25 protein-coding genes are annotated in these 22,501 nt (G+C 63.8%); 16 read left to right on the plus strand and 9 right to left on the minus strand.

The window, feature by feature from the left end; translation table 11 throughout:
* The first annotated feature begins 17 nt into the window (after nt 1-17).
* Together C7G42_RS19980 and C7G42_RS19985 are read left to right on the plus strand one after the other, a co-directional pair.
* Nucleotides 18-1,718, plus strand: a complete 1,701-nt coding sequence (locus C7G42_RS19980; protein WP_106950674.1) for an aspartate:alanine exchanger family transporter — start codon at nt 18-20, stop codon at nt 1,716-1,718.
* A gap of 17 nt (nt 1,719-1,735) precedes the next feature.
* On the plus strand, nt 1,736-2,170 hold the full coding sequence (locus C7G42_RS19985; protein WP_106950675.1) for a hypothetical protein: 435 nt from the start codon (nt 1,736-1,738) through the stop codon (nt 2,168-2,170).
* Between the two features lie 45 nt (nt 2,171-2,215).
* Here the strand turns inward: C7G42_RS19985 and ppk2 are convergent, their stop codons facing one another.
* A complete protein-coding gene (ppk2, locus tag C7G42_RS19990) occupies nt 2,216-3,016 on the minus strand; it encodes a polyphosphate kinase 2 (RefSeq protein WP_106950676.1) in 801 nt (266 codons plus the stop codon).
* A gap of 33 nt (nt 3,017-3,049) precedes the next feature.
* Nucleotides 3,050-3,502, minus strand: a complete 453-nt coding sequence (locus C7G42_RS19995; RefSeq protein ID WP_106950677.1) for a hypothetical protein — start codon at nt 3,500-3,502, stop codon at nt 3,050-3,052.
* Nucleotides 3,503-3,676: 174 nt separating this feature from the next.
* Between C7G42_RS19995 and C7G42_RS20000 the strand changes: the two genes are divergently transcribed.
* The 7 genes from C7G42_RS20000 (at nt 3,677) to C7G42_RS20030 (ending at nt 12,028) form a co-directional block, all read left to right on the plus strand.
* Complete coding sequence (locus C7G42_RS20000) at nt 3,677-4,114, plus strand: hypothetical protein (RefSeq protein ID WP_106950678.1); 438 nt, start codon at nt 3,677-3,679, stop codon at nt 4,112-4,114.
* The gene (locus C7G42_RS20005; protein ID WP_106950679.1) at nt 4,107-5,339 is read left to right on the plus strand and encodes an HlyD family secretion protein; all 1,233 of its coding nucleotides are present in this window, start codon (nt 4,107-4,109) and stop codon (nt 5,337-5,339) included. The genes C7G42_RS20000 and C7G42_RS20005 overlap by 8 nt, the downstream gene beginning before the upstream one ends.
* Nucleotides 5,340-5,434: 95 nt before the next feature.
* Entirely contained in the window at nt 5,435-7,330 is a 1,896-nt protein-coding gene (locus C7G42_RS20010) for a sensor histidine kinase (RefSeq protein ID WP_106950680.1), read from the plus strand.
* Nucleotides 7,331-7,463: 133 nt separating this feature from the next.
* Nucleotides 7,464-9,149 (plus strand): DUF3300 domain-containing protein, encoded by a 1,686-nt coding sequence (locus tag C7G42_RS20015; RefSeq protein ID WP_199581015.1) that lies wholly within the window; start codon nt 7,464-7,466, stop codon nt 9,147-9,149.
* Nucleotides 9,146-10,060, plus strand: a complete 915-nt coding sequence (locus C7G42_RS20020) for a DUF2950 domain-containing protein (protein ID WP_106950682.1) — start codon at nt 9,146-9,148, stop codon at nt 10,058-10,060. Before C7G42_RS20015 ends, C7G42_RS20020 begins: the two co-directional genes overlap by 4 nt.
* Nucleotides 10,044-10,502 (plus strand): hypothetical protein, encoded by a 459-nt coding sequence (locus C7G42_RS20025; protein ID WP_106950683.1) that lies wholly within the window; start codon nt 10,044-10,046, stop codon nt 10,500-10,502. Before C7G42_RS20020 ends, C7G42_RS20025 begins: the two co-directional genes overlap by 17 nt.
* A gap of 374 nt (nt 10,503-10,876) precedes the next feature.
* A complete protein-coding gene (locus C7G42_RS20030; RefSeq protein ID WP_245427844.1) occupies nt 10,877-12,028 on the plus strand; it encodes a glycosyltransferase family 2 protein in 1,152 nt (383 codons plus the stop codon).
* Here the strand turns inward: C7G42_RS20030 and C7G42_RS20035 are convergent.
* Genes C7G42_RS20035 through C7G42_RS20045 form a run of 3 tightly spaced genes read right to left on the minus strand, consistent with a single transcriptional unit; the run spans nt 11,952 to nt 14,231 of the window.
* Nucleotides 11,952-12,530 carry a class I SAM-dependent methyltransferase gene (locus C7G42_RS20035; protein WP_106950685.1) on the minus strand — a complete coding sequence of 193 codons (579 nt, stop codon included), beginning with the start codon at nt 12,528-12,530 and terminating at the stop codon, nt 11,952-11,954. The two genes, C7G42_RS20030 and C7G42_RS20035, sit on opposite strands and share 77 nt — an antisense overlap.
* Nucleotides 12,527-13,267, minus strand: a complete 741-nt coding sequence (locus C7G42_RS20040) for a PIG-L deacetylase family protein (protein WP_106950686.1) — start codon at nt 13,265-13,267, stop codon at nt 12,527-12,529. Before C7G42_RS20040 ends, C7G42_RS20035 begins: the two co-directional genes overlap by 4 nt.
* A 1-nt stretch (nt 13,268) precedes the next feature.
* Nucleotides 13,269-14,231 (minus strand): acyl-CoA dehydrogenase family protein, encoded by a 963-nt coding sequence (locus tag C7G42_RS20045; RefSeq protein ID WP_106950687.1) that lies wholly within the window; start codon nt 14,229-14,231, stop codon nt 13,269-13,271.
* Between the two features lie 292 nt (nt 14,232-14,523).
* Here C7G42_RS20045 and C7G42_RS20050 point away from each other — a divergent pair, with 292 nt between their 5' ends.
* Together C7G42_RS20050 and C7G42_RS20055 are read left to right on the plus strand one after the other, a co-directional pair.
* Nucleotides 14,524-14,751 (plus strand): hypothetical protein, encoded by a 228-nt coding sequence (locus C7G42_RS20050; RefSeq protein WP_106950688.1) that lies wholly within the window; start codon nt 14,524-14,526, stop codon nt 14,749-14,751.
* Nucleotides 14,752-14,920: 169 nt separating this feature from the next.
* Nucleotides 14,921-15,664, plus strand: coding sequence for a DUF7168 domain-containing protein (locus C7G42_RS20055; RefSeq protein WP_106950689.1), 744 nt, complete (start codon nt 14,921-14,923; stop codon nt 15,662-15,664).
* Nucleotides 15,665-15,882: 218 nt separating this feature from the next.
* Here C7G42_RS20055 and C7G42_RS20060 read toward each other — a convergent pair whose 3' ends face one another.
* Nucleotides 15,883-16,491 carry a sll1863 family stress response protein gene (locus tag C7G42_RS20060; RefSeq protein ID WP_106951065.1) on the minus strand — a complete coding sequence of 203 codons (609 nt, stop codon included), beginning with the start codon at nt 16,489-16,491 and terminating at the stop codon, nt 15,883-15,885.
* Nucleotides 16,492-16,805: 314 nt separating this feature from the next.
* On the opposite strand from C7G42_RS20060, the gene C7G42_RS20065 reads away from it, so the two are divergent.
* Nucleotides 16,806-16,994, plus strand: a complete 189-nt coding sequence (locus C7G42_RS20065; protein WP_106950690.1) for a hypothetical protein — start codon at nt 16,806-16,808, stop codon at nt 16,992-16,994.
* A gap of 57 nt (nt 16,995-17,051) precedes the next feature.
* On the opposite strand, the gene C7G42_RS20070 is transcribed toward C7G42_RS20065, so the two are convergent.
* A complete protein-coding gene (locus C7G42_RS20070; RefSeq protein ID WP_106950691.1) occupies nt 17,052-17,276 on the minus strand; it encodes a hypothetical protein in 225 nt (74 codons plus the stop codon).
* A gap of 240 nt (nt 17,277-17,516) precedes the next feature.
* Here C7G42_RS20070 and C7G42_RS20075 point away from each other — a divergent pair, with 240 nt between their 5' ends.
* Both C7G42_RS20075 and C7G42_RS20080 read left to right on the plus strand, forming a co-directional pair.
* A complete protein-coding gene (locus tag C7G42_RS20075; RefSeq protein WP_199581016.1) occupies nt 17,517-17,837 on the plus strand; it encodes a DUF1476 domain-containing protein in 321 nt (106 codons plus the stop codon).
* Between the two features lie 150 nt (nt 17,838-17,987).
* Complete coding sequence (locus C7G42_RS20080; RefSeq protein WP_106950693.1) at nt 17,988-18,278, plus strand: hypothetical protein; 291 nt, start codon at nt 17,988-17,990, stop codon at nt 18,276-18,278.
* A gap of 17 nt (nt 18,279-18,295) precedes the next feature.
* Here C7G42_RS20080 and C7G42_RS36135 read toward each other — a convergent pair whose 3' ends face one another.
* Nucleotides 18,296-18,424 carry a hypothetical protein gene (locus tag C7G42_RS36135; protein WP_283809852.1) on the minus strand — a complete coding sequence of 43 codons (129 nt, stop codon included), beginning with the start codon at nt 18,422-18,424 and terminating at the stop codon, nt 18,296-18,298.
* Nucleotides 18,425-19,210: 786 nt separating this feature from the next.
* On the opposite strand from C7G42_RS36135, the gene C7G42_RS20090 reads away from it, so the two are divergent.
* On the plus strand, nt 19,211-20,137 hold the full coding sequence (locus C7G42_RS20090) for a septal ring lytic transglycosylase RlpA family protein (protein WP_106950694.1): 927 nt from the start codon (nt 19,211-19,213) through the stop codon (nt 20,135-20,137).
* Here the strand turns inward: C7G42_RS20090 and C7G42_RS20095 are convergent.
* On the minus strand, nt 20,134-21,087 hold the full coding sequence (locus tag C7G42_RS20095) for an alpha/beta fold hydrolase (RefSeq protein ID WP_106950695.1): 954 nt from the start codon (nt 21,085-21,087) through the stop codon (nt 20,134-20,136). The two genes, C7G42_RS20090 and C7G42_RS20095, sit on opposite strands and share 4 nt — an antisense overlap.
* A gap of 151 nt (nt 21,088-21,238) precedes the next feature.
* Here C7G42_RS20095 and C7G42_RS20100 point away from each other — a divergent pair, with 151 nt between their 5' ends.
* Entirely contained in the window at nt 21,239-22,501 is a 1,263-nt protein-coding gene (locus C7G42_RS20100) for a D-alanyl-D-alanine carboxypeptidase family protein (RefSeq protein ID WP_199581017.1), read from the plus strand.

Genomic DNA, 22,501 nt, shown 5'->3' on the forward strand with positions numbered 1-22,501 from the left:
CGAAAGAGGGGACGAACATGCAGGGCTTTTTCACGTTCCTGCAGCAGAACCCGTATCTGCTGCTGTTCTTCGTCGTCGGCCTCGCCGTCTATATCGGCCGGGCCAGCATCAAGGGGTATGGCCTCGGTATGGTCGCCGGCGCCATCGTGGTCGGTGCGGGCCTGTCGGTATGGGCATCGACCTATGGTGTGAAGCTCGAGCTGAACAATTTCGCCAAGAGCCTGTTCTACTATCTCTTCATGTACGGCGTGGGCCTGCGTGTCGGTCCGTCCTTCATCAACAGCCTGAAGGGCGATGGTCTGAAGTTCTGCATCCTGGCGCTGGTGTCGAGCGTGCTCGGCCTTGCGCTGGTCGTGCTCGGCGCGAAGCTATTCGATCTGCCGGTCGGCGCTGCCGGCGGAATGCTGGCCGGCTCGCAGACCATGTCGGCGGCGATCGGGTCGGCCGAGCAGGCGATCACGTCGGGCGTCGTCAAGCTGCCGGAAGGCATGAAGCCCGAGCAGGCCTCGGGCATGATCGCGCTGTCCTATGGCATCACCTACATCTGGGGCACCGTCGGCATCATCCTGATCTGCAAATATCTACCCCGCTGGTGGGGCGTCGATGCCAAGGCCGCCGCCCGAGCGTACGAGCAGGAGTTCGGCGTGAAGGACCTCGAGGGCGGTGGCCTGACTGGCTATCGCCAGTTCGGCCTGCGTGCCTACCGGCTGGAGAACCCCGCACAGATCGGGACGACCATCGGCAAGTTCCGCGCGATGAATCCGGAATACCGCATCGTCAATGTCGGACGTAACGGTGAGCCGCAAGGCGCCGATCCCGACCTCGTGCTGCAAAGAGGCGACATCGTTGCGCTCGGCGGCTCCACCGAGCATCTCACCGACAAGATGGGCCTGATCGGCCCCGAAGTCGCGGACCACAAGACGCTTGGCATTCCCATGGACCAGGCCGATATCCTCGTCACCAACAAGGAGATCGTGGGGCGCACCTTCGAATCCTTCCGCGATACCGCGATTGCCGGCCAGTTGCAGGTGACCAAGGTCGAACGCGGCGGCGTGCAGATCCCGGCCGGTCTCAAGACCAAGCTGGAGCGGATGGACATCGTCTCCGTGGTCGGCCTCAAAGGAGCTGTCAACGAGCTAGGCGAGATGTGGGGCCGCATTGCGCGGACCAACACGTCGACCGACCTGCTGACGCTCGCTGTCGGCATGATCCTCGGCTTCCTGATCGGCATGGTTGACTTCCCGGCGTTCGGCGCCAGGGTCGGCCTCGGTAACGCCGGCGGTCTGTTGCTGTCGGGCGTGATCGTATCCTCGATCGTGTCGCGTCTGCGGTTCTTCGGCAATACGCCGAATGCCGCCCGCAACGTGCTCGAGGATCTCGGCCTCGTCGTCTTCGTCGCCATCGTCGGCGTCAATGCCGGCGCCGGACTGCTGTCGCAGCTCACCGGGGCCATTGCGCTGAAGATCTTCATCGTCGGCTTCATCGCCTGCACGATCCCGCCGTTCATCGTCTGGGCGATCGGCTTCCACGTCTTCAAGATCAACCCGGCCGTGCTGATGGGCGGCGTTGCCGGTGCGCGGTCGCATTCCGGCCCGTGCCGCGAGGCCGCGGTCGAAATCCAGAGCTCCGTGCCCTGGATCGGATTCCCGGTCGGTTATGCCGTCTCGGGCATCCTGCTCACGATCTTCGGCTACTTCGCCATGCTGCTGGCACAATAAACAGAGGGGACAACGCCATGAGAAGATTGACCATCGGAGCGGCCCTGGCGGCTTCGCTCGTAGCCGTGACCGGCTTCAGTACGTCCTCGCGCGCCGACACCGGCCAGGTGGCCGTCGTCTTCACCAAAGGTGGATTCATCGTCGGTGTCGGCGGCGGGGAGGGTGTTCTGCTCTACCGCGGCCACAAATATCCCTTCACGGTATCAGGCATGAGCGTCGGCTTTACGATTGGCGCCTCGACGACCAAGCTGGTCGGCCGCGCTCTCAATTTGAAGGGGCCGCAGTCGATCGAAGGATCATACGCAGCCGGCGGGGCGGGTGGTGCCGTTGCTGCGGGTGCCGGCGCCGTCCAGTTGCAGAACGGCAACGGCGTCATTCTTCAGCTCAGCGGCCCGAAGGTCGGCGCGGAAGTGTCGGCCGCGGTCGGTGGCGTGACGATCCGCCTGAAGTGAACGCTGGGATCATCAGGCCCGCGCTCACGGCGGGCCTGATGAGACCTAATATCGCTCCTCGACGAACTTCATCCTGCGCAGGCTGGCCTGATCGTCGTAGCGTCCCTTGCTGGAGCGCTTCGGCAGTTTGACCTTGGCCCGCGCGATCGTCTTGTAGGGAATGGTCTTGAGGATGTGCGCGATGACATTGAGTCGCGCGCGCCGCTTGTCGTCGGAACGGATCAGCCGCCATGGCGCATGCTTGGTATCAGTCGCCTCGAACATCATGTCGCGGGCGCGCGAGTAGTCGTACCAGCGCCCGAAGGACTCGGTGTCCATCGGGCTGAGCTTCCATTGCCGCAGCGGATCCTCGATCCGCGCCCTGAAGCGGAGTTCCTGTTCCTCCATCCCAACCTCGAGCCATAGCTTGATCAGGATGATGCCTGCGTCGACGGCGAATTTCTCGACCAGCGGGCACAATTCCAGGAAGCGCTCGTGGTCGGCCGGCGAGCAGAAGCCCATGACATATTCGACGCCGGCGCGGTTGTACCAGCTGCGGTCGAAGATCACGATTTCGCCGCCGGCCGGGAATTGCTCGATATAGCGTTGCAGGAACAGCTGGGATTTCTGCCGGTCCGATGGTGCGGGCAGGGCGCAGACGCGGAAGACCCGCGGGCTGACTTTTTCGGTCAACGCCTTGATGGTGCCGCCTTTGCCGGCGGCATCGCGCCCCTCGAAGATGATGATCACCTTGAGCTTCTGGGCCTTGACCCACTCCTGGAGGTGGCACAACTCGACCTGGAGCTTCTGGAGCTCCTTCTCGTAGTCCTTTCGCTTCATCGTCTCTGCAGACGCGTTCTTGGCCATGCTCGTCCATTCACCGTTGCGTCGATCGGGCAATCACTCGTCCCACGAGATGGTTACGCCGATGTCGCCGGGCACGCCGCCGGGGAAATCGATCACCTGATAGGCGATGCGGTAGCCCCGTGGTTTCAGGTAGTCGGCCCAGAGCTGGAAGATTTCCTTCGGGATTCCGGTCAGCGTGGCATCCCAGCCCTTTTCCATCTGGTTGATGGCGCGCCCCTTATCGGTGCAGAGTGAATTGGGAAAGCGATAGACCATGACCTCGGTGAGGCCGTTTCGCACGGCACGCTGGATGATGGTCGCGGCGAGCTTGACCTTCTCCTCCTCACTCTTGCCGGAGGGCTTGCTCAGGCGCTCGATCAGCGCGCGCTTCTCGGCATCGGCGGCTGCGGCCAGGCGCACGTACTCATCGGCCTTTTCGGCGTCCTTGATCGCTGATTCTTTGCGGAGCTGGATGGCGCTGGGGATCAGATCATCAATGCCGGGCATGGCTGAAGCCTCCCATTCCTGGATTGCGCGTTTCCCGAAGTCTAGGCGGTGCAGGGGCCATTCCCTTGATCCAAATCAAGCAAAGCCGCGATCCGCCTGACCACACTCGCGCAGCAACGCAGCACCGGCTGCGCCCGCGATGGGGAGAGATGCTTGAGCGAACAGCTTCATCCAATGGCGCCGCATCATCTGCCGTTCTATCTGGCGCCGGGGAGCGGGATCGACACGCTGACGGTGGTGATGGGGATCTTCCTCATCGGCACCGTGCTCTGGGTCGGTACGCTGTACTGGAAGCTGCACAGTTTGCCCGAGCGCATGGCGCACAAATCGCAGAAGCTTCAATTCGAGTTCGTCGCCGTGCTCGGCCTGATCTCGCTTTTCACGCACATGCACATTTTTTGGATCGCAGGCCTGCTGCTGGCCATGATCGACATTCCCGACTTCGGCGGCCCGCTGCGCAGCATCGCCGATTCCGTCGAGAAGATCGCTGATGCGACGCCCGAAGACGGCGACGCGGCTGCGGCGACCAGCTCGCTGGCCACGGGCGGTGACGCGCCGCCGCCACCAGACAAGCCGGGGCCCGCCAAGGAGAAGGAGCACAGCCATGTTTGAGCTGATGTTCTGCTCGCTGCTGACGATCCTGCCGGACTATCTCTACCGCCGCTACGTCCAGGGCAAGCGCTTTGGCAAGGAGATCACCTTCTTCTCGATCTGGTACGAGCTGCGCTGGGGCATTACCGGCTGCCTGATGCTGACGGTCTCCCTGATCACCATGATCTTCTATTTCCATCCAGCGACGTCGAACGCGACGCTCTATTTCCGTACCGTGCCGATCCTGCCCGAGGGCTCCGGCCGCGTAGCAGAAGTCAAGGTCGGATTCAGCGCGCCGGTGAAGAAGGGCGACGTCCTGTTCACGCTCGACGCCTCGAAGCAGCAGGCTGCGGTCGAGACCGCCAGGCGCAAGATTACAGAGGTCGACGCCGCCGTGCAGACGGCCCAGGCCGAATTGGTCAAGGCCGAGGCGCAGATTGGCGAAGCGAAAGCGAACTACCAGCAGGCCAAGGACGAGCTCGACGTCAAGATCGATCTGCAGCGCCGCAATCCCGGCATCGTGCCGCAGCGCGACATCGAGAAGTTGCAGGTGCTGGTCGGTCAGCGTCAGTCCGGGATCGATGCGGCGACCGCCGCGCGGCAGTCGGCGGCGTTACAGGTCTCGACCTCTCTTCCGGCGCAGAAGGCGAGTGCCGAGGCGGTGCTTGATCAAGCTCAGGTCGATCTCGACAAGACACAGGTTCGCGCCGGCATTGACGGGCGCGTCGAGCAGTTCCTTGTCCGTCCCGGGGACGTCGTCAACCAGCTGATGCGGCCGGCGGGCATCCTGATTCCGACGGAGGCTGGCCGATCCGTCCTTCAGGCTGGCTTCGGTCAGATCGAGGCGCAGGTGATGAAGACCGGGATGGTGGCGGAGGCGACCTGCATCTCGAAGCCGTGGGTTATCATTCCGATGGTGATCACGACGGTGCAGGACTACATCGCGGCCGGCCAATTTCGTTCCGGCGAGCAGCTGCTCGAGGCGCAGAACGCGGTGCGGCCCGGCACCATTCTGGTGTTCCTGGAGCCGCTCTACAAGGGGGGCCTCGATGGCGTGACGCCGGGGTCAAGCTGTATTGTCAACGCCTATACCAGCAATCACGAAGAGATCGCTGCCAAGGACACGCCGACCAGCCGAAAGGTCGCGCTGCACGTCGTCGACGGCGTCGGTCTGGTCCACGCGCTGCTACTACGCATCCAGGCGCTGCTGCTGCCCATCCAGACGCTGGTGCTGAGCGGTCATTAAAGGCCCCTAATGGCGTCCTCAGGGCTGTCACAATGGCGCGGCCCCCGCTAGAATTGCGCCTCGAAGCGGCCGAAGAGAGCCGTCGGGGGACGAGGATGAGCGGGCGCATGTTCATTGCGTCGGTGAAGCCGTTGCCGGTTGCGGCCGCGTGGCTGGGCCTTGGCCTTTTGCTCGCCGCCTGCATCCTTTCCAGCCCCGCTGATGCGGTCGAGCGTGACCCGCGCGGCGAACTCAAGCGCGTGCTGATGCTGCATTCCTTCGGCCGCGAATTCCGGCCCTGGAGCGAATATGCGCGGAGCATCAAGGCCGGGCTCGAGCGCCAATCGCCCTGGCCGCTGGATATCCAGGAGCACACCTTGCTCTCCGCACGCTTCAACAATCCGGGCCCGGAAGCGCCCTTCGTGGACTACCTGCACTTGCTCTACCAGGGCGCGCCGCCTGACGTCGTGCTGAGTATCGGCGCGCCGGCCGCGCGGTTCGTGCAGCGATACCGCGCAAAGCTCTTCCCCGAAACGCCCATGGTATTGACAGTGGTCGAGCAGCGGCTGGTGAAGCGGGACGATCTCACTGACAACGACGTCGTCGTCGCGGTCCGCAATGATTTCACGGCCGCGTTCAGCAATATTCTGCGGGTGAGGCCGGACACAAAGACCGTCGGCATGGTGATCGGCGCCTCGCCGCTTGAGAAATTCTGGATCGACGAGGTGAAACGGGAGCTGAAGCCGCTAAACGATCGCGTCGAGCTCGTCTGGTATTCGGACGTGCCGTTCGAGGAGATCCTCAAGCGCGCCGCGAACCTTCCGTCCGATACGGTGCTGTTCTGGGGCCTGATGTCAGTTGATGCCGCCGGCATCGTTTACGAAGGCGACCTTGCGCTGCGCAGGCTGCGCGCGGTCGCCAGCGCCCCGATCTTTTCCTATCAGGAGGCCTTCTTCGGTGACGGCACCGTCGGCGGCCCGATGCAATTGACCGGAGAGACCAGCGGGAGGACCGTCGATGCCGTCACGCGCATCCTGGGTGGCGAAAAGCCTGCCAGCATCAAATACGAAACGATCGAGTTCGGACCGCCGCGATACGATTGGCGCGAATTGCAGCGCTGGGGCATCAGCGAAAGCAGTCTGCCTGCCGACAGTGAAGTCGTCTTTCGGACGCCGATGATGTGGGAGGTCTACCACCGGGAGATATTGCTAATCGCCGCGATCATTCTGGTGCAGGCGGGCCTGATCAGCGGCTTGCTCCATGAGCGTCAACGCCGACGGGTCGCCGAAGTCGAATCGCGCCAGCGTCTGGCCGAGCTCGCTCACGCCAACCGCTATTCGGCCGTCGGCGAACTGACGACCTCGATCGCGCATGAGCTCAATCAGCCGCTGGGCTCGATCCTGACAAACACCGAGACGGCCGAGCTCATGCTCAGTGGCGCTTCGCCCGACATCGACGAGATCCGTCTGATCCTGGCGGACATCCGGCGTGACGACCAGCGGGCGAGCGAGGTGATCCGCCGGCTGCGCAGTGTCCTGAGGAAGTCGCCGTTCGAGATCAAGGACATCGAACTCAACAACACGGTACGGGAAGCGATCGACCTCGTGGCCGCGGTCGCCCACGGGCGGCGTACTATCTTGATCTATCTGCCCATCCTGAGCGATCTTCGCGTCAAGGGCGATCCCGTACAGCTCCAGCAGGTCGTGCTCAACGTGATCATCAACGCGATGGATGCGGTTTCCGATGCCGACAGGCAGAGGCGCGAGGTGAGCGTATCGACATCGCGCGTGGGCAATCATGCCGAGATCAGGATCGCCGATACCGGTTCCGGGATTGCGGCTGGCGACCTTGCCAACGTCTTCAAGCCGTTTTTCACGACCAAGCCGCAGGGTATGGGGATGGGACTTGCCATCGTCAGGACCATTGTCGAGGCCCATCACGGAACGATTGTTGCCGAGAACCAGCCGTCGGGCGGCGCGCTTTTCACGATCAGGTATCCGATCATCGGTTAGCGGCCGACATCACTTCCGATTCTGCACTCTCGCGCCGCAACAATCGGGCGAAGCTGCCGTTCCTTGATCTCGATCAACAAACCCGCTCGTACCCGCCGGATTCTCGCCGACGCAAAGTCCGATGGAGGGTGTGATGTTTCGCTGCGGCAAGACGACCCTGATGGCGCTCGCGCTGATGTTGGCGCTTCCCGTCGCGGCGACGGCGCAGACCGCCGCGCCGGCGAGCCCGGGCTCGCAGACGCAGTCCGCAACTGCACCGGCTGCCGAACTCTTGAAGCCGGCGCAGCTCGAAGCGCTGGTCGCGCCGATCGCGCTCTATCCCGACGAACTGCTGGCCAATGTCTTGGCGGCCTCGACCTATCCGCTCGAGGTGGTTCAGGCTGACCGCTTTCTGAAGGAGCGCAAGACCCTGAAGGGCGATGCGCTCAAGACCGAGGTCGACAAGCAGGGCTGGGACGACAGCGTCAAGGCGCTAGCCAGTACAGCCGATGTCCTGACCATGATGAGCGACAAGCTCGAATGGACCCAGAAACTCGGTGATGCCTTTCTGGCCCAGCAGCCCGACGTGATGGATGCGATCCAGCGTCTGCGCAGCAAGGCTTATGACAACAAGAAGCTCGTCACCACCAAGCAGCAGAAGGTCAGCGTGCAGAGCCAGGAAGGCAAGCAGGCCATCGTGATTCAGCAGGCCGACCCTTCGACGATGTACGTGCCCTATTACGATCCCGCCACCGTCTACGGCACGTGGCCTTATGCGGAATACCCGCCGTATTATTGGGGCTATCCCTCCTATATCGGCGCGGGCGTGGTCGCAGCCGGTATCGCCTTCGGCACGGCCTGGGCGATCGGACGCTGGGGCAACTACTGGGGCGGCGGCTGCAACTGGGGCAATCGCAACGTCTACGTCAATCATCGCACCAACAACATCAACACCGGATGGCAGCACAATCCGGCGCATCGCCAGGGCGTGCGCTACAACAACACCAACGTCCAGCAGCGCTTCGGCAACAACAACGTCCGCGCGGGGGCCTCGGACCGCATGGATTTCCGCGGGCGTGACGGCAACCAGGTGCTGCGTCCCAATCAGGGCGGCCCGGGAGATCGAGCCGGAGACCGGGCTGGCGATCGCGCAGGTGATCGTGGCGGGCCTGGCGATCGCGCCGGCAATCGCGGAGATCGTCCGGGTGCAGGCGATCGTCCCAGCGCAGGAACGCGCGATCGACCGGGCGGTGGCGATCGTGCTGGTGCCAGCGATCGCGCCAAGGGCAGCGGTGATCGGGCCAAGGGCGGTGGCGACCGGGCCAAGGCGGCGAACCGGGCCGGCGGAGGCGCAGGCAACCGCGGTGGTGGCGGCAGTCGCGGCGGCGCGATGAACGTGTCCTCCGGCCGGGCGGCGGCCGCGGCATCCGCCCGCGGACGATCGAGCATGGCAAGCATGCCGCGGGGGGGTGGTGGTGGGCCGAGTTTCGCCGGGCGCGGCGGCGGTGGCGGAATGGCTGCGCGTGGCGGTGGTGGTGGCGGCTTCCGTGGTGGTGGCGGGGGCGGTGGCCGGCGCTCCGATATCGCGCTGAAGCACGACATTGTCCTGCTCGGCCATCTCGCCGGTGGTCTCGGCTACTACCGTTTCAGCTACATCGGGAGCGAGAAAGCCTATGTCGGCGTGATGGCGCAGGAGGTCGAGCAGGTGATGCCTGGTGCCGTGACTCGCGGCGGCGACGGTTATCTGCGCGTCCATTACGACAAGCTCGGGCTGACATTCCGGACCTACCGCGACTGGCTCGCCGGCGGCGCGAAGATCCCTGCGGAGGTGATCCCATGAGCGGTCTGAAATGGCTTCGGCGTGCGGCTGTGCTCGGCCTGCTGACGCTGGCACCGTCAAATCCATCCCTGGCGCAGCAGTCGTACAAGTCGCCGGAAGAAGCGGCAGCCGCGCTCGCCGCAGCGGTCAAGAGCGGCCCCGCCGACGTCCTGAAAGTGCTCGGCAGGGCCGCTGAGGACATCGTCTCGTCCGGAGACGAGGTCGCCGACAACGATATCCGGGCGCGCTTCACCTCGATGTACGACGCCGGGCATGGCATCAAGGCGGAGGGCAACAAGACCGCGACCCTGATGCTGGGGCCGGATGATTTCCCGTTCCCGATTCCGCTGGTCAACAGCAAGACCGGCTGGGAGTTCGACACCGCCGAGGGACGCATCGAGGTGCTTCGTCGGCGCATCGGCCGCAACGAGCTCGACGCGATCCAGACCGCGCTCGCCTATGTCGACGCGCAGAACGAATACGCCGACAAGGACCGCGGTGAAGGCGCCGGCGTCTACGCCCAGCGTATCGTCTCGTCGCCGGGTAAGAAAGACGGGCTGTTCTGGCGCGACGACAGCGATCCGAGTCCGCTCGGGACGCTCGCGGCCGAAGCCTCGAAGGAGGGCTACAAATCAGGTGATGTCGGGCCCGCGCCTTATCATGGCTATTACTTCCACATCCTCAAGGGGCAGGGCCGGGATGCGCCGGGCGGTGCACTCAACTATGTCGTCAAGGGCAAGATGATTGGCGGCTTCGCACTGATCGCCTGGCCTGCCGAATACGGCAATTCCGGCGTGATGACCTTCCTGGTCAATCATGCCGGCACCGTCTACCAGAAGGATCTCGGCAAGCGCACCGAGTTCATCGCCGAGCGCACGACGCTGTTCGACCCGGACGAGACCTGGAAGAAGGTCGATGCGGCAAAGCCCTGAACGGCGTGCTCACGTGCTCCGATTGATCGCGGCCCTCCTGCTGGCCCTCGGGCTCGTCGCGCCGCCGCCACCATCCTTCGCCCAAGCCGCGGGCCAGGTCCGGGTCAAGATCGTCAAGGCCGGCCTCCTGCTCGGCGGCGGCGCCGGCCGCGGTGTGCTGACCTATCGCGGCAAGACCTATCCCTTCGGGATCACCGGCCTGAGCTTCGGCATCACGGCCGGCGCCACGGTCGGTCGTCTCGACGGCTGGGCCTCCGATATCCGCGACGTCAGTGACTTCGCCGGCACCTACAGTTCCGTCGGCGGCGGCTTTGCGCTCGTCGGCGGCCTCAACGGCGTCCATCTCCGCAATGAGAAGGGCGTCACCATCGTACTGCAGGGCCCGAAAGCGGGGCTTGAGCTCGCGGCCAATATCAGCCGGATCACGATCTCGCTGAGATAGGCAGGCGCTTCTGGTTGCGGCGATTCCCGGTGTTGCAGCACATTCCACGCCCGCAAGGTGCCGTGGCTAGGACCGTAGATGTCGCGTGGCATCGCCCGGAAAAGCGAGCGATATCAGCATCGTTTGACAGATACCCCTTCCGCCACGCCTTGGGCTGCTCCTCAAAACTGTCGGGCTCGACGCGGCTCTGCAACAAAGACCGGCAATCAGTGAGGGCACCGCATTCCTTGTCGTCATCCGAGGTGCTGTTCGCGGTCGATTCAAGACGCAATTGCTAGGAACCCGGCTGTCTTTAATCGCTTAGAAGTGGGACGACGAACGTGTAGCAGTGAGTGTCAATGCAGCTTGGAAGTCTTCCGCATTCGAAGCTTTCCGTGGTCGCGGTTCCGGCCCACAACGAAGAGCGCTACATTGGAGGTTGTCTTGCGGCTCTGGCGTTGCAGCGCGACGAGATGGGGGCTCCGACCGCGCCCGGCTGCTTCGAGATCCTGATATTCGCCAACAATTGCACCGACAGGACCGCTGCGGTCGCCCGGCAAGCGGCCCAATCCATCCCGCATCCCGTCACCGTCATCGAAGAGGACATGCCATTGGGGCAGCTCAACGCAGGATGGGCTCGCAAGCGCGCGATGGATCTGGCGGCGGCCCGGGTCGCCGAGGTTGCCCCCGTCCGTGGCCGCGTGTTGACGACCGATGCGGACAGCCGCGTGGCACCAACATGGTTTGCCGCCACGGTGCGCGAGTTCGAAAAAGGCGTCGATTGCGTTGCGGGCTACATCGATGCGCTTGCGGAGGACTACATCGCGCTGGGTTGCGAATTCGTGTCCAGGGGGCGCCTGGAAGATAGCTATTTGCGCTATCTCGCCGAGATCAACGCGCGCTGCGATCCCAGGCCACATGACCCCTGGCCCAACCATCGCGTTTCATCCGGAGCCAGTCTCGCGGTCTCCCTTGCCGCCTATTCCGCAATCGGCGGTCTTCCGGCTCGTCCGGTCGGAGAGGACGCCGCGCTCACCGAGACTCTGGCCCGCGCCGGCTTCAAGGTGCGCCACTCGATGGATGTGTGCGTGACGACATCATGCCGTTTCGATGGGCGTGCGACCGGTGGAGCCGCCGACACGATGCGGCATCGTCATGCGGTGCCCGACGCGCCCTGCGACGAGGAGATCGAGACCGCACTGCAGGCGACCCGGAGATTTCTGTGCAAGGGATTTCTGCGGGAGCGGTGGACCAATGGCCCGAGCGGGCGCCCGTGGCCGGCAGCCCTGGCGGCAGTGAGCGACATGGCCGATCTGCTCGATGGCAATCGAAGCGGCTCGTTCGAAGATGTGTGGGACGAGGTTTGCCGTCGCAGTCCAGCCCTTCAAAGGGGGGCGCGCCTGCGGCCCGCGGATCTGCCGCGCCAAATCGCCGTCGCAAAGATGATCGTGAGGCAGCTCGCAAGCCCCATCAGGACGCCGAGAATCTCTCGAGACGATAAACCTCGTCATGCAGAACGGAACGAACCGGCAATACGGATCTCGTGACTTCGGCGAACAGTTCGCTGGCCTCGCGTCCGGTCAGCGGATAGTCGGTTTCACCAAGCCAGTGGCACAGGACGACCTCGCCGTCCCGCGCGATCGACTGGATGCATGATCGGGCAACACGCTCCAGGTCGGCTTTTTCGAAATAATACAGCACCTCTGATAGAACGATGAGATCGAATGTCCCCGCGGGGTAGTCTTCGGGGAGAGTAGCCCTGCGAAACGACACGTTGCCGTCGTTCACCGATCTGGCGGCTTCGATGGCCGTCTCCGACGTATCGATCGCGAGCAGATTGACGCAGCGGGCGCTGAGAAGCTTCGTCAGGACTCCGATCGAGCAACCGACCTCCAACCCCGCCGCGTAGCTTTCCCGGGTAAGACTTCGCAGGGTTGCTCGATACTTGTCGCGCTCGTACTCGCTTGTCCGAAACCGCCAGGGATCGATGTCGGATTTGTATTTCTCTTCGAAATATTCGGGCGGCAGCGTTGCCTGTCTCCGGGTCAAGTTCGCACCTCGATGAAATACTCGTAAGAGCCTAGAAAGGGCGCAAGCGACTCCGGATTGAAGCGAAAGCCGTCGGGATCGTCGCTGATGAGGTCCGTCATCTGGGATGCATGGGCCTCGATCGCCGCGAGCTTGCGGGCTCTATGGATCGAAATGTCGATCCGCCAAGCGTGCGGGGCGGGCAGATCCAATTCGGCATCGACCTCGGCATGCCATCCCCAGATCGGATACTCCCAAAGCTTCAAACCTGGGATCATGCCCGCGACGGCTTTCGCCAGTTCCGCCGAGGCCTCGTGATCGCAATGTGGATCGCCTTCCCAGGTGACGAGAAGGGAGCCCGCGCCGGACCGGCGAACGATGTCGGCAATTTGCTTCACGGCGGCGTCGAACTGTGGTCCCGATTTCGGCACCAGCGTGTCCGTGAGACCGAGGAACGTAATGCGATCGGGAGGCAACCCGAGCGCCAAGCCTGCCTCGTGCACCTCCGAATAGCGCAGATCGACCAGCTTTTGTTTGGGATATTGCGTTGATCGGGGATGAGATCCGGACCCGTCAGTCACCACCACCACCTCGACCGCTTGCCCGGCGGCGCAGGCTTCCGCAATCAATCCTCCCGCGCCGAGGGTCTCGTCATCGGGGTGGGGGGACAGGATGACGATAGGACGTCCTCCGGTCAGATCGCGAACGTTGGCAACAGGGCTCGCGCGGAGGGCGTCGAGATATGCTCCCGCCTTCATTCTAGAAATCTCCGACGGAAAGCCGAGAGTCCAGGAACGCCTTTGCTCCGTCGCTCATGGCCAGATCCGGGACAGGTTGGCGCAGATACGTTGCCAGGTCGCGCGATATCCGCTCGATTGGATGCGGACGGACGAAGGAGGTGAGTCCGACGCCGCGCTGGACTGCTTCCATCACGTCCAGCGCGCATCGTTCGGTGACCATCCGGGTCAGGTTGGCGAATGCAACCACGTTGATCGAACCTGGTTCATCTGTCGAAAGCCGGCGGGCGGCTTCTTCCACCCATTGCCGTGCCGTCTTGGCAGAAGCGATGCACTGCGCCAGGCGTTCCTGCTGATAGGGATCGCCACCCCGGCCGCGAGCCACGAGGTGGTCCCTGAAAAGATCGACGAGACGCTCGATCGCTCCGGTATGGGCCGCACAAAATCGCCAAGCGCCTCCGGAGAAATGGGGTTGGCGCATGAAGTCTCCGGCCACGCCAACCACGTTGTTGGACGAGATGACGGTGCCGGACAGGTCGATTGCACCGGTTGCAGTCGATCGCATTCCCTGCGCTGTCCAGCCCGACAGGTCCACCTTCTGATCCGTCAGATGCAGAAGGCACATGATCTGAGAACCTTCGGCGACCGCGGTAACGATAGGATCGGTGACGAAGCCGGCGCCGGACGCGAGGATTTTTCGTCCGCGCAGGACGCGTGGATTTCCGTCGATGACGTGCAGTCCCTCGGCATCGTCGGCGCCCCAAACCGCCGAAAGCCCGCCGTTTGCAACATGCCCCGACAGCGCCTGCATTTGGTCGCGATGACCGTATCGCGCCAGCAGAGACACAGCGTTGACGTGACCTTCGTAGATCCGCGCAACCGACAAATCGGCCGAGCCGAGCAGCCTCAGGATCGTGCAGAGTTCATTATGCAGGGCAGGGTCGCACAGGCCGGCTCCGCCGAATTCCTTCGGGAAGGGGGACATCGCAAGGGCCAAAGTTCCAAAACTCCGTCCACGTGCGCTCTCCGATCATGCCGGCCTGATCCGTTTCCGCGGCGGCATCGAAGGCCATCGATGCGAATTGCTCTACGCCCTGCAGCAGGACCTGGTTTTCTGTGAGGGCTAGAATGGCGTCGCTCCCGTCGTGGACGCGCCGAAGGCCGACGCTCGGTCGCTAAAACCGCCCAATAAATCGATTGTTCCTAAACTAGGAACGATGGGCCGTAGAGGAGCTTAGCTTTATGCGCACATCTGTGGAGCGCACCCCGGACAATTGATGGCAACCATCCAGCTCACTGGAGATAACGTAAAGTCACGCATCTGGTGGATGACGTGGGTCGAGCGCAACGAAATCATCGGCCGCATCGTCCAAGATGACATCGGACGCTGCCAGATCTGGCCCGCAGGCCCTCATTGGAGCCCAATGAAGAGTTTCGCTGCCTTCACTTTCGACAGTCCTGAAACGGCAGCCGCCGAAGTGGAATTGTACTTTCGAGGCCGCTGATATCCGTTTGATTCACCATCACGGCTCGTGTAGCACTTTTCGCATTCGCGCAGCTGCGAGCGACCAACCCGGCGGGCACCGTCGTCCCGCGAGTCCTGGCTTTCTGCATCGTGCGACGTGGACCACATGACCTCTCCCACGGGTGTGGGCGCTCCCGGGCAGGTGATCAGTGAACCAGACGTCCAATCCGGCCGCGCTCGACAAGCTCAAGCTGCGCATTCAGGCGTTGCGCGCCAAGACCATCGCCAATGGCTGCACCGAGGACGAGGCGCTGTCGGCCGCCGCCAAGGTTGCCGAGCTGCTGGATCGCCACGATCTGTCGCTCTCCGACGTCGAGCTGCGCGCCTCGCTGTGCGAGCGGAGGGTCTATGAGACCTTTCGCAAGAAGCGGATTCCGCTCGACGACTGCATCGGCGCGATCGCTCATTTCTGCGATTGCCGGGTCTGGCGCGAGAAGAACGCTGGCGGCGACAACAGCTATGTGTTCTTCGGTCTCGGCGCCGATGTCGAAGTCGCGCATTATCTGGCCGAACTGATCGACGGCGCCGTCCGCGCCGAGCTTGGCCGCTTCAAGACCTCGGTCGACTACAGCAGGTTCCGGCACCAGGAGCGACATCTGGCCAACGCCTCCTTCGCGCTCGGGATGGTGGCGTCGATCGCGGACAGGCTGGTGGCGATCAAGGCCGGTCGCGATCAGGCCAACGAAGGCACCGGCCGCGGGCTGGTGGTCCTCAAGACCTCGGTGGTCGATGCCGAATTCGACAAGCTCGCCCTCAATCTCAGGAACCAGCGCAGTGGCGGACGTATGGTGTCGATGACGGCCTATGAAGCCGGGGGCGCTGCCGGCGCGTCGCTGGCCATCAATCCGGGCCTTGGCGGCTCGCGGTCAGGGACCACCCGCAAGGGAAGCTGAAGGGCCTCGGCTTCAGCTGGAGTCGAGGAACATGGCGATGTCAGTCGTCCATGCTGCCGGCGAGCGGATAAGATGCAGTGTCACCGTAATTCTGCCGTCGTCGTGCGCGGCCGCCAGCTGATCGTGGAGGAGAGGGCGCATCACCCGCGCTTGGCTTTGGCGGAGCCACGCGCGTTCTTGCGCCCCGCCTCTTTGGGGCTTTCGGCGAAGCGAAAACCTCAGCTCTTGGGGCTTGCGCCCTTCAGCGCGTCCCACGCGGCCTGGTTCGCCTGATCGAACGCCTTCCGGGATTCCGCCAGCGCGGCGCTCAGAACCGACCAGGATTCGCTGCCGGCTTGCTTCAGCTTCTGCAGACGCACCTCTGCTTCGGCCGCGTCGGATTTCATCTGCATGAGCGCGGCATCGACATCGACGGTGCGGGCTGAGGCCACTTTGCCCGCGGCGTCGCGGAATTTGTCCGCCGCTTCGCGCCAGGCCTTGGCCTGGGCTGCTGCAACGTCCTTGAAGGTGGCCTGCTGCTGCTCGAACTGTTTGCCAGCGCCTTCGAAGTAGGTTTTCACCTGGGCCTCGAATCCGGCCCACTGCTTTTCCAGATCCGCCTTGGCATCGGTCCAGGCGGCTTCACCCGCTTCCGCCTGGGTCTTGAGCATCGCCTTAAACGCATCACGTCGCGTCGTCAGCTCGGACAGGAGCTGATCGGTCTTGACCTTGGACTCGGCCTTGGCCTGGCCGGCCTTGACCTCGAACGAGGCCAACGCGGCATCCATTTCGTCGATCCGTTCCTTGGCCCAGTTGAGGTAAAAATGCATGCTGCTCTGCTGTGACATGGCCGTCTCCATCTGCTTGCTGCGTCAGGATCCCAGAAGCTGAGCTTGCTCGTGTTGACCTGTCGCAATGACCTTGCTCTATGGAGCCGCGCGAACTCCGGCCTGTCGCGTCCGATGGCGGTTCCGGCGTTGGCGGAGCTGTTTTGCCCGACGGGTCAAACGGCGCTCTTTCGCGTACTCGAAAAAGCGTGACGCCATCGAGACTTAGCTACTGTGCATGGGGTTGTTTTGCGATATTTTGCGGGCGCGGACTTCCGCCAGGGCGGCCGGGTCCGCCTTGTGGAACTTTTTTCCCGGGTCTGCGTTGCCTTCGCATGACTGAAGACCTTTCTTTCCGACGCAAACCCCTGACTCCCGAGCAGCGCCAGGCGCGTGATGCGACACGCCGGATCGAGGCGGAAAAAGCCATGCGCGAACATGAAGAGGCGCAGAAGGCGTTTTACGCCAACAAGGAGCGGCTGAGGGCCGAACGGCTGGCCCGTGAATCGGGCGAAAAGGCCTGATTAGCCCAAGTCCTGCCGGCAATCCTCCCGATCGATCTCGTCAGGCAATGCCGCCGGCTAATGTCGGTTCGGCATCCTTGTGACGCTCCATACCTGCATCAAAGCCTGGACGGCCCCCGTGAACGCGCGCCGGGGCGATTTCGCCTCGATGGCTTCGGCTGCGATGCGGCAATCATCGGCGACCTTGAGCAGTCCGCCCCGCGTGAGGTCCATGGTGGAGAGAGCGGCCTGCTCCAAACAGACCCGTTCAAGCCGTCGAAACTCCCGCAGCTCTTTGTTCATGCGTCGGCTCCCGGTATGTCACAAGCCATGCGGCGCTGAGTCTGCTTAACAAAAGGTAAACAATCCCCTTCTGGCCGAATTGGCTGGCGCCGAGCTGGCGCTGCACGCGCGACGCGCATCGGCAGGCTTGACGGCGTCTGGCTTCCGCCGGAAGCTTCAACGATCCCGACTGACGCGAAGCACGGAGACGTCACCCCAGCAGGTCCGATCCTCATCAGCGAAACCAGAATGGAGCTGACCATGACCACGTTCGACAAGCGCGAGCAGGGCTTCGAGGCCAAATTCGCCCACGACGAGGAATTCATGTTCAAGGCTGCCGCCCGGTCCAACAAGCTGCTCGGGCTATGGGCCGCAGGCCAGCTCGGGCTCGGCGGCGATGCCGCGGCAAGCTACGCAACCGCGCTGGTGACGGACCATCTGGAGAGCCGGACGATCGCCGATGTCGTGGACAAGGTGTCAGGCGATCTCGCCGCCAAGGGCATCGCGCGTGAGCAGGTCGCGCTGAAGCTTCAGGAGTGCCTGCACCAGGCGCTGGCGCAGCTCGAAGGGGACAAGCAATAGGGCCGACGTTGGTGCCTCACGCCCCATCTTCGCAATCGAAACGATCCCGCTTTCCTCTAGCCCGCGCGCGTCTCGCTTTCGTCGGCGCACGCCGTTCGTGCTAGCGTACCGGACGGCCATCGCGCGCCGGCCGGGATCGAGAGGCGGGGAATGACGAGGAGCGGCTTTGGCAGATGGTCCGGCGGGATCGCGCTCGCGGGCGCGATCATGGCCGGCGCCGGCTCTGCGGAAGTCTCGGCGACACCGCTTACACCGTTTCGCTACGAGGCACAGGCGCAGCGTCATTGTCCGCACGACAAGGTGGTCTGGCTCGATTTCCGCAAAGGCATCTACTACCGCAAGGGGCAGAAGCGATATGGCCAGGGGTTCGAGGGCAGCTTCGTCTGCCTGAACGAAGCCCGCGAGGGCCTCTATCGCCGCTCCCTGCTGGGCCTGCGCTGAGTAGCGCGTGACGCCGGCTATTTCTGCGCCGGCAGCCTGACCGGTACGTGGGGGGAGGTGCTGATGATCCGGGGGCTTCCGTCCGGATAGGTGCGGTCGCCGCGGATCAGGGATTCCAGGACCAGGAAGAATTTCTCGGCAAGCATGTGCGTCACCCCAATTGGTGATGGCCTCTGGACATGAGTCGAGGCACCGAACGCGGAAATTCAATCGACAGAATGGGAGCGTGACATCGACGAATGCAGCGCCCCGGTGCAGCCGTGCCGGAGAGGAAAGAAGCGGCGCTCAGGCGAACGCCAGCGCCACGAGGCTCGAGCAGAGCAGGACCAAACCGCTGGCTGTCAATGCCAGGAAGCCGTCAGATACCAGGTCATGGTTGCGCATGGGACACCTGCCGCTCTCGTCTTCGATGCTCGGTCGGACCGATCAAAATTGTCCGACGCGCCGTCTTGAAAGAGGTGATGCTTGCCTCTCGCGCGAGTGCCCTCAGGCCCTCGTGCGGTAGCCTTCAAACGCATGGGCCAGAAAGATTCCCGCGCTTACCAAACCCATCAGTGCCGAAACCGTCTCGATCATCGTTAAATTCCAAATCCCGCCCTTGCATCCGAGAGAACGCGGACGGCCTTGCACAGTCAAAAGAATTCCAGTGAAGCCGGCGACAATGGGGGTGGAGTGAGGATTTGGCGCAACAGAATGTCCAGCCGTGGCACAGAGCAGGCGCTATCGCTCCGTAGAACAACGGAAAAATGCGAACGTCCTGTTTACCATCCCGGCGGGATCGCTGTGCGCTCCCCATTTCCGCCGTGTTCGGGTTGCGTTATCGTTACCGCTTCCGACGCGGTGGTGGGCCGTCTCGGATCAAAGGATCGGTCAGCGCTCCCCGTCGCCAAAGCGGATTGGGTACGCCTCCGGCAAAGTGGTATTTGGGGCGCATGGGGATCCGACGGTCAGATTCGGTTTTACGGACCGCACGTGGTGTTGCGGCGGTCGCAACCTGCCTTGCGCTGGCCAATTGCGCCTCGTCCAACAAGTTCGCCAGCCGCGTCGATCCGAAATACGGCGTGTCCTCGAGCCCCCGGGTCGTGGCTTTCGGGGAGCCGGTCCCGAAGGGCGGCGGCACCTACCGCGTCGGCAAGCCCTATGTCGTGGCGGGTAAGACCTACGTGCCGGAGGAGGACGTCAACTACCGCGCCGAGGGCATGGCGTCCTGGTACGGCGACGACTTCCACGGCCGCCTGACCGCCAATGGCGAAGTGTTCGACATGACCTCGCTGACCGCGGCGCATCCGACCCTGCCGATGCCGTCCTATGCGCGGGTGACCAACGTCTCGAACGGCAAGTCGCTGATCGTGCGCGTCAACGACCGCGGGCCCTATCACGGCAACCGCCTCATCGATGTCTCGAACAAGGCCGCCGAACTGCTTGAATTCAAAGGCAATGGCGTCGCCAGGGTCCGCGTCGAATATGTCGGCCGGGCGCCGCTCGAAGGCTCCGACGACCGCCAGCTTCTGGCAACCCTGCGGACCGGCGTTCCGGCACCGTCGCCTTCGATGGTCCGGGTCGCCTCGGCCAAGCCGTTCGTGCCGGAATTGCCGGGATCGAGCCGCGGTGCCATTCGCGGCGACGTGCCGATGCCGGAGGGACGGCCGTATAATCTCGGCACGACCTCAGCCGACATGGCTTCGCTCAATGCGACCTCGGAAATGTCGGCCTCGAGCCGCGGCCGGGGCCGGGCGGTCCATAACGCCCGCGCCGTGTCGTATGAGGAAGACGGCCGCTATGCCGCGGAGAGCGCTTCCGCGTCGGCCGACGGTGCTGCCGAGGCCCGCAGCATCCTGAGCGGCCGCGGGCTCTATTAGACCGCGCTTTCCTTCAGGAAGTTTATCAGCGCCGCATTCACCTCGTCGGGCCGTTCCTGCTGGACCCAATGGCCGGCGCCCTCGATGATCAGCTTTCGCTTCAGGTTGGGGAGCACGCGCTCGAGCTCGTTGACGCGCTTGGCGCCGATCAGGCCGGTGATGACGGCGTCCTTGGAGCCGGCGATGAACAGTGAGGGCTGACGGATCTGCGCATCCTGCCAGGGCGCCGTCAGCTCCCAATTGCGGTCGAGGTTGCGGTACCAGTTCAGTCCACCGCGAAAGCCGGACTTGCGGAAGCTTTCGGTGAAATAGGCGAGGTCAGTCTCGCTCAGCCAGCCCGGCAGCGGCTCATCGGTAGTCGCGTGGCCGAGGAAGCCCTTGCCCTCCTGCACGAACATGGCGGCGCTGGGATCGGCGAGGCCGCGCCCCCCAAGCACGATGCGCATCGTGCGGTTGACGTCGCGTTCCAGTTCGGCCTCGGCGACGCCGGGCGCCTGGAAGTACTGCCAGTAGAAATTGGTGACGCCGCCTTGGCGCAAGAGGTCGAGCGGCTTGCCGCGTCCGCGGAACGGCGGCGGCACGCTCAGGCCCGCCACCGCCGTGAAGATGTCGGGCCGGAACAGCGCCGCGTGCCAGGCGACCGGCGCGCCCCAATCATGTCCGACCACCATCGCCTTGGTCTCACCGAGCGCCTGCACGAGGCCGACGACGTCGCCGACCGTATCGAAGATCGAGTAGGCCGCGGCGTCCGGCGGCGCCGAACTCTGGCCATAGCCGCGCATGTCGGGGGCGACGACATGAAACCCGGCCTCGGCGAGCGCCCCGATCTGATGGCGCCACGAATAGGACAGCTCCGGCCAGCCATGGCACAGCACCACCAGCGGACCCTGGCCGGCTTCGCGGATGAAGTGATCGATGCCGTTGGCCTTGATCATGCGGGTGGAAGACATCGCTTTTCCGCCTTGTTTCAGGGGTTTGGTCGAGAAACATAAGACACCACGATAGGGGCGCGGCGAGAATCGTGCAATCTCACGGCAGGCGTCATCGCCGTGTTGTTCGCACCGGTTCCAACTGTTAGAACGCCGCTCTCAGGGCTTGGCCATGGCATTTCGTCTTTTTTCGTTCCATCGCACCCGGTTCACCGCCGCAGCGATGGCGCGCGGGCTTGTCGCCGCTGCTGTGGTGGCGGGGATCGGCTGGGGCGGGGTTCTTTATGCGGCCAACCAGAGCGTCCAAGGAGCCAAGAAGACGGAGGATGCCGGCTTCGACGGCGATGCTCCGACTGCAATCCTGATCGAGGCCTCGAGCGGTAGCGTGCTGTTCGAGAAGAACGCCGACGAGCTGCGCGCGCCCTCCAGCATGATGAAGCTGATGACGGCCGAGGTCGTCTTCAATGCCATCAAGAAGGGCGACATCAAGCTGACCGACGAATACCGGATCAGCGAGAACGCTTGGCGCAGGGGCGGGGCCCCCTCGGGCGGCTCGACCATGTTCGCCGCCATCAACAGCAAGGTCTCAGTCGACGACCTCCTGCACGGCGCGATCATCCAGAGCGGCAACGATGCGTGCATCGCGCTCGCCGAAGCCATGGCCGGCAACGAGAAAATCTTCGCATCCGACTTCATGACCAAGCGTGCCCGCGAGCTCGGCATGACCAAGTCGACCTTCGGCAACTCCAACGGCTTGCCCGACCCCGGCAACAAGATGACGGTGCGCGAGCTCGGCGTGCTCGCCCGGCACATCATCCTGGACTTTCCGGAGTTCTACAAACTGTTCGGCGAGAAGGAATACACCTGGAACAAGATCCGTCAGCCCAACCGCAATCCGCTGCTCAATTCGATGGAGGGCGCCGACGGGCTGAAGACCGGCTACACCAAGGAAGGCGGCTACGGCATGGTCGGCTCGGCGGTGCAGAATGGCACGCGGCTGATCGTCGTGGTCAACGGGCTGGAAGACCCCGAAGATCGCGCCACGGAAGCCAAAAAGATGCTGGAATGGGGTTTCCGCAACTTCGAGACCCGCACCCTGATCGCGGCCGAGCAGCCCGTCGGCTACGCCAAGGTGTTCGGCGGCGAGAGCCGCTCGGTCAGGCTCGTCGCCAAGACTCCGGTGAAGGTGATGGTGCACAAGAACGGCAGCGACAAGCTGATTGCGCGCGTGGTCTATAGCGGCCCGGTGCGGGCGCCGGTCGAGGCCGGCCAGCAGGTCGGCGTGGTCCGGGTCTGGCGCAGCGGCAACATCGCGGTGGAAACGCCGGTCTATGCGGCCGAAGCCATCGGCACCGGCTCGACCGTGCGACGCGCGGTCGACGGCGCCAGCGAGCTCGTGATCGGCATGTTCCGCGCAGGCGCCGAGAAGCTCTGA

This window comes from Bradyrhizobium sp. MOS003, from assembly GCF_003020125.1.
GTDB lineage: Bacteria > Pseudomonadota > Alphaproteobacteria > Rhizobiales > Xanthobacteraceae > Bradyrhizobium.

Coding starts and splice junctions, on each gene's coding strand:
- C7G42_RS20045 (WP_106950687.1), bottom strand. CDS start 14,231: ATGTCCCCCTTCCCGAAGGAATTCGGCGGAGCCGGCCTGTGCGACCCT.
- C7G42_RS20060 (WP_106951065.1), bottom strand. CDS start 16,491: ATGTCACAGCAGAGCAGCATGCATTTTTACCTCAACTGGGCCAAGGAA.
- ppk2 (WP_106950676.1), bottom strand. CDS start 3,016: ATGGCCAAGAACGCGTCTGCAGAGACGATGAAGCGAAAGGACTACGAG.
- C7G42_RS20100 (WP_199581017.1), top strand. CDS start 21,239: ATGGCATTTCGTCTTTTTTCGTTCCATCGCACCCGGTTCACCGCCGCA.
- C7G42_RS19985 (WP_106950675.1), top strand. CDS start 1,736: ATGAGAAGATTGACCATCGGAGCGGCCCTGGCGGCTTCGCTCGTAGCC.
- C7G42_RS20070 (WP_106950691.1), bottom strand. CDS start 17,276: ATGAACAAAGAGCTGCGGGAGTTTCGACGGCTTGAACGGGTCTGTTTG.
- C7G42_RS20015 (WP_199581015.1), top strand. CDS start 7,464: ATGTTTCGCTGCGGCAAGACGACCCTGATGGCGCTCGCGCTGATGTTG.
- C7G42_RS20075 (WP_199581016.1), top strand. CDS start 17,517: ATGACCACGTTCGACAAGCGCGAGCAGGGCTTCGAGGCCAAATTCGCC.
- C7G42_RS20010 (WP_106950680.1), top strand. CDS start 5,435: ATGAGCGGGCGCATGTTCATTGCGTCGGTGAAGCCGTTGCCGGTTGCG.
- C7G42_RS20095 (WP_106950695.1), bottom strand. CDS start 21,087: ATGTCTTCCACCCGCATGATCAAGGCCAACGGCATCGATCACTTCATC.
- C7G42_RS19995 (WP_106950677.1), bottom strand. CDS start 3,502: ATGCCCGGCATTGATGATCTGATCCCCAGCGCCATCCAGCTCCGCAAA.
- C7G42_RS20090 (WP_106950694.1), top strand. CDS start 19,211: ATGGGGATCCGACGGTCAGATTCGGTTTTACGGACCGCACGTGGTGTT.
- C7G42_RS20040 (WP_106950686.1), bottom strand. CDS start 13,267: ATGAAGGCGGGAGCATATCTCGACGCCCTCCGCGCGAGCCCTGTTGCC.
- C7G42_RS20025 (WP_106950683.1), top strand. CDS start 10,044: ATGCGGCAAAGCCCTGAACGGCGTGCTCACGTGCTCCGATTGATCGCG.
- C7G42_RS19980 (WP_106950674.1), top strand. CDS start 18: ATGCAGGGCTTTTTCACGTTCCTGCAGCAGAACCCGTATCTGCTGCTG.
- C7G42_RS36135 (WP_283809852.1), bottom strand. CDS start 18,424: ATGCTTGCCGAGAAATTCTTCCTGGTCCTGGAATCCCTGATCCGCGGC.
- C7G42_RS20000 (WP_106950678.1), top strand. CDS start 3,677: ATGGCGCCGCATCATCTGCCGTTCTATCTGGCGCCGGGGAGCGGGATC.
- C7G42_RS20005 (WP_106950679.1), top strand. CDS start 4,107: ATGTTTGAGCTGATGTTCTGCTCGCTGCTGACGATCCTGCCGGACTAT.
- C7G42_RS20065 (WP_106950690.1), top strand. CDS start 16,806: ATGACTGAAGACCTTTCTTTCCGACGCAAACCCCTGACTCCCGAGCAG.
- C7G42_RS20020 (WP_106950682.1), top strand. CDS start 9,146: ATGAGCGGTCTGAAATGGCTTCGGCGTGCGGCTGTGCTCGGCCTGCTG.
- C7G42_RS20050 (WP_106950688.1), top strand. CDS start 14,524: ATGGCAACCATCCAGCTCACTGGAGATAACGTAAAGTCACGCATCTGG.
- C7G42_RS20080 (WP_106950693.1), top strand. CDS start 17,988: ATGACGAGGAGCGGCTTTGGCAGATGGTCCGGCGGGATCGCGCTCGCG.